This is a genomic window from Pseudonocardia sp. SID8383, assembly GCF_009864975.1.
In the GTDB taxonomy this organism is placed as follows: Bacteria; Actinomycetota; Actinomycetes; order Mycobacteriales; family Pseudonocardiaceae; genus Pseudonocardia; species Pseudonocardia alni.
The window spans coordinates 1-3797 of sequence record NZ_WWFY01000223.1 but is presented as its reverse complement, the minus strand read 5'-3'; the positions used below and the strand labels follow the sequence as shown (position 1 = coordinate 3797).

Here is a 3797-nt window from a genome sequence, read left to right as displayed (position 1 = left end):
CCCGGCCGTCCCCGATCGCGCCGGCGGCGACCACCGGGACACCGACGGCGTCGGCCACCCACGGGACGAGCGCGAGCAGCCCGACCGAGACGGCCTCGGCGTCGGCGGGGTCGGTGGTCCCGCGGTGCCCGCCGGCCTCCATGCCCTGCACGACGACGGCGTCGGCCCCCGCCCGCTCCGCCGCGATGGCCTCGGTGCGGGTCGTGACCGTCGCGAACCAGGCGCAGCCCGCACCGTGCACCGCGGCGACCTGCTCGGCCGTGAACAGCCCCATGATCGTCGAGACGACCGCGGGCCGGGCGGCCAGAACGGCGACGAGCTGGTCGGAGAACGACGGTCCGGGGCCGCCGGCCGGTGCGGGTGTGCCGCCCAGGCTGTCGAGGTAAGCGGTCTGCAGGCCCACGTCGTCGTCGGCGGGCGGGTCGGGGATCCACAGGTTGAGCTGGAACGGCGCGGTCCCGGCGAGCGCGCGGAAGCGGGCGGCCCAGTCGGCGATCGCCTCCGGGGTGTCGTTCACGACGCCCGCGGCACCCATGCCGCCCGCCGCGGCGACCGCGGCCGCCAGCTCCGGTGGGCAGGCCCCGGCCATCGGGGCCTCCAGGACGGGCACCCGCAGTCCGTGGCGTGTGCAGAAGGACTCGGCCCGGCTCCGTGCGCTCACCGCCCTGAGTGTGCCATTCCATCGCGGGTGGACCGGGGCGCCGCGGACGGGAAGGATCGGCCCCGTCCCCGCCCCGCAGTGCGAAGGAGCCCGCTCCCCCTCATGACCGGACCCTCGTTCCTCGAGCAGCTGCGTGCGCACGCCCCCGAGCTGCTGCCCTCGCACCTCCCGCGCGACCCCGCCCAGCGGGTCCCCGCCGACCTGGACGTCCCGCACGGCACCACGATCATCGCCCTGACCTGGGCCGACGGCGTGCTGCTCGCCGGTGACCGGCGCGCCACGTCCGGCAACCTGATCGCACAGAAGGACCTGGTGAAGGTCGTCGGCATCGACGACACCTCCGCCGCCGGGTTCGCCGGGTCGGTCGGGCACGCGCTGCAGATGCTGACGATGTTCGCGGCCGAGGTGGAGCAGTACGAGAAGGTCGAGGGCGCGCCGATCAGCCAGGACGGCAAGGTCCGCAGGCTGTCGAGCATCGTGCGGGAGAACCTGGGCGCGGCGATGCAGGGCTTCGTCGCGCTGCCGCTGTTCGTCGGCTACGACCCGACCGACCCCGACCCGGTCCGCATCGTCACCTACGACCCGACCGGCAGCATCAAGCGCGCCCGGTCCGGCTACGTCGGCATCGGGTCCGGCGCGCAGTTCGCCGAGGCGTCGCTGAAGAAGCGGCACGATCCGGACGTCGACCGGGCCGGCGCGATCGCGCTCGCGGTCAACGCGCTGTGGGACGCCGCCGACGACGACACCGCCACCGCGGGCCCCGACCTCACCCGGGCGATCTTCCCGAACCTGATCACGGTGACCGCCGACGGCGTCGAGGAGATCGGTGTCGACGAGGTCCGGGCGGCGACCGAACGGATGCTCGCCGAGCGGGCGGGGCGTCCCGGCGGCTGAGCCGGCGGGTCAGGGCCGGGGCGGGCCGCCGGCCCGGCCGATGACCTCCTCGACGACCGGCCCCTTGGCGTCGGCGTAGAGGTTCATGTCGGCCCACTCCCGTCCGGCGAGGCCGCGCTGGTGCGCCTCGAAGCGCGCCCGCTCGTCGTCGTGGGCGCGGAGCCGGTCGCGGAACACCAGGGAGCGCGTGATCTCAGGACTGCCCTGCGCGTAGCGGTGCAGGTTCACCGGCAGGTCCCCGACGGCGCCGAGCATGCGGGCAGACTGCCTCGGTGTCCACGCTGCGCTCGGTCGCCCCGGTCGTCGCCACCACCGCTCTCGACCGGTGGCTGGACCACTACCGGGCGCTCGGGTTCACCGTCGAGCGCTACGGCTCGCCGCGGCAGGACTGACCGGGTCAGCCCGCCTTCTCCCGCCGGTCGGCCACCACGACCACGACCGCGGTGACCACGAGCAGGACCGCGGGGTAGGCCCACGGCAGTGCCGGCGCGTCGCCGACCACGAAGGACCACAGGCCGATCCGGCCGGTGACCAGGTACTGCAGCAGCGGGATCACGCCGAGGACCACCCCGAGGAAACCGGCGACGTTCTGTGCCGTCTGCACATGCCCTCCCCAGATTGCAATGCACTCGCATTGCAACAGTGGTCGGCACGAGTTGTCAATGCGACCGCATTGCTACGGTGGCGTCGTGCCCCGCTCCGTCGACCACGACACCCGCCGCTCCGAGATCGCCGACGCCGTGCTCGCGCTCGTCGCACGGTCGGGCACCGAGGCGGTCTCGCTGCGCTCGGTCGCAGCCGAGGCCGGCATCTCGATGGGCCGTGTCCAGCACTACTTCGCCAGCAAGGACGCACTGCTGCTGCACGCCCTGGACCGGTCGCACCGGCAGATGGAGGAGCGGATCGAGACCAGGGCCCGGGCTGTGGGCGGCGGCGACCGGACCGTCCTCGCGACGATCCTCGACGAGCTGCTCGGTGAGCACCCGCGGACCCGTGACGCGCTGCGCATCCACGCCGCCTTCGCCACCCGCGAGGTCGACGAGCGCGCGCGGGCGATCCTCACCGACGGCGACGACGAGATCCGTGCCCTCACCGTCCGGGTCGTCGGCGACGCCGGGTCGGCCGACCCCGACACCGACGCGCACGCCCTGCTCGCCCTGACCGCGGGGCTCAGCACGGAGGTCGCGCTGCACGGCGCCCCCGTCGACCGCGCCCGGCGGACCCTGACTGCGATGCTCGACCGGCTCGCTCCCGCCACGGCGCGCGGACCGGCCGGCGACCCGGAATGATCCGGGCGGTGCGCCCCTGGTTCCCGCTCCTCGCCGGCTCGGTGTTCTACGCGTTCGCCCTGGTGTGGGCGGCCGGTGAGCTCCCCGAGGACCGGGTGCCGCTGCACTTCGACCCCACGGGCGTGCCGACCGCGTTCGGCAGCCGCGCCTGGTTCCTGACGCTCGGCACGCTGTTCGGGCTGCTCGTCGCCGGGATCGGCGCCGGGCTCTACCGCCTGGTCGCGACCGGCTCGCTGGCACGGGTGTCGGTGCCGCACCGCGACTACTGGACGGCGCCGCAGCGGATCGGACGGCTGCGCCACATGCTCGCCGAGGACATGGGCCGGACCTTCGGCGCGACCCTGTTCCTGCTCACCGTGGTCCCGGTGACGGCGGTGTACGCCACCCGCACAGATCCGCCGAGGCTGCCGGTCGGAGCGGTCTGGGTGGTGCTGGCGCTGCTGGTCGCCGGGATCGTCGGGTACTGCGTCTACCTGGCGCGGTACCGGTACCGCCCGGCCTGAGCGCCCGTGATCACCGGGTGTGAAGGGCAGCGACCGCCTCGCGAAAGCTCCGCTCCACGACCGGTGATCACGCGTCGGTGACGGGCCGGCGCAGGATGGTGCCGCAGCTTCTCCGGGCGGTCCGGCGGGGGTCGCCGAGGCAGCTCTCGTGGTGGCGGCCGGTCATGCGCAGCCCGTTTCCACCGTCGTGGACACGAGCCCGTCCTGGCGGAGGTGCGCGCGGCACGGGAAGGTGCTGCGATGGCACGGATCGGACCGGGGGACGTCACCCTCACCATGGCCGACCTGCGGGTCGTGACCCGGTTCGCCGCGGAGTGCGCCGCCGAGGCCCTCCCCCTGTTCGACGCGCCCGACGACGGCCGCCCCCGCGCGGCCCTCGCCGCGGCGTGGGCCTTCGCAGACGGCGCCGAGCGGTCGCGGCTGCAGCGGGTGACCGCCGTCGACGCGGCG

Annotated in this window: 7 protein-coding genes; 4 read left to right on the top strand and 3 right to left on the bottom strand. The window is 74.7% G+C overall.

The window, feature by feature from the left end; genetic code table 11:
* The coding region (locus GTW08_RS05485) for a nitronate monooxygenase (protein ID WP_346009856.1) at positions 1–661 on the bottom strand (661 nt) is incomplete at its 3' end.
* A gap of 102 nt (positions 662–763) precedes the next feature.
* Here GTW08_RS05485 and prcB point away from each other — a divergent pair.
* Positions 764–1555, top strand: coding sequence for a proteasome subunit beta (prcB, locus tag GTW08_RS05480; protein WP_073577670.1), 792 nt, complete (start codon positions 764–766; stop codon positions 1553–1555).
* A gap of 9 nt (positions 1556–1564) precedes the next feature.
* Here prcB and GTW08_RS05475 read toward each other — a convergent pair whose 3' ends face one another.
* Both GTW08_RS05475 and GTW08_RS05470 read right to left on the bottom strand, forming a co-directional pair.
* Positions 1565–1810, bottom strand: a complete 246-nt coding sequence (locus GTW08_RS05475) for a GrpB family protein (protein ID WP_073577669.1) — start codon at positions 1808–1810, stop codon at positions 1565–1567.
* Between the two features lie 142 nt (positions 1811–1952).
* On the bottom strand, positions 1953–2159 hold the full coding sequence (locus tag GTW08_RS05470; RefSeq protein WP_073577668.1) for a hypothetical protein: 207 nt from the start codon (positions 2157–2159) through the stop codon (positions 1953–1955).
* An 85-nt stretch (positions 2160–2244) separates the two neighbouring features.
* Between GTW08_RS05470 and GTW08_RS05465 the strand changes: the two genes are divergently transcribed.
* The 3 genes from GTW08_RS05465 to GTW08_RS05455 all read left to right on the top strand — a co-directional run.
* A complete protein-coding gene (locus GTW08_RS05465) occupies positions 2245–2844 on the top strand; it encodes a TetR/AcrR family transcriptional regulator (protein WP_304580200.1) in 600 nt (199 codons plus the stop codon).
* An 8-nt stretch (positions 2845–2852) separates the two neighbouring features.
* Positions 2853–3347 carry a DUF1648 domain-containing protein gene (locus tag GTW08_RS05460; protein WP_139282975.1) on the top strand — a complete coding sequence of 165 codons (495 nt, stop codon included), beginning with the start codon at positions 2853–2855 and terminating at the stop codon, positions 3345–3347.
* Between the two features lie 240 nt (positions 3348–3587).
* A partial coding sequence (locus tag GTW08_RS05455; RefSeq protein ID WP_346009855.1) for a putative immunity protein occupies positions 3588–3797 on the top strand: 210 nt, incomplete at its 3' end.

What these genes read in the sequence shown, in the direction of transcription:
- GTW08_RS05475 (WP_073577669.1), bottom strand. Translation starts at nt 1,810, where the DNA reads ATGCTCGGCGCCGTCGGGGACCTGCCGGTGAACCTGCACCGCTACGCG.
- prcB (WP_073577670.1), top strand. Translation starts at nt 764, where the DNA reads ATGACCGGACCCTCGTTCCTCGAGCAGCTGCGTGCGCACGCCCCCGAG.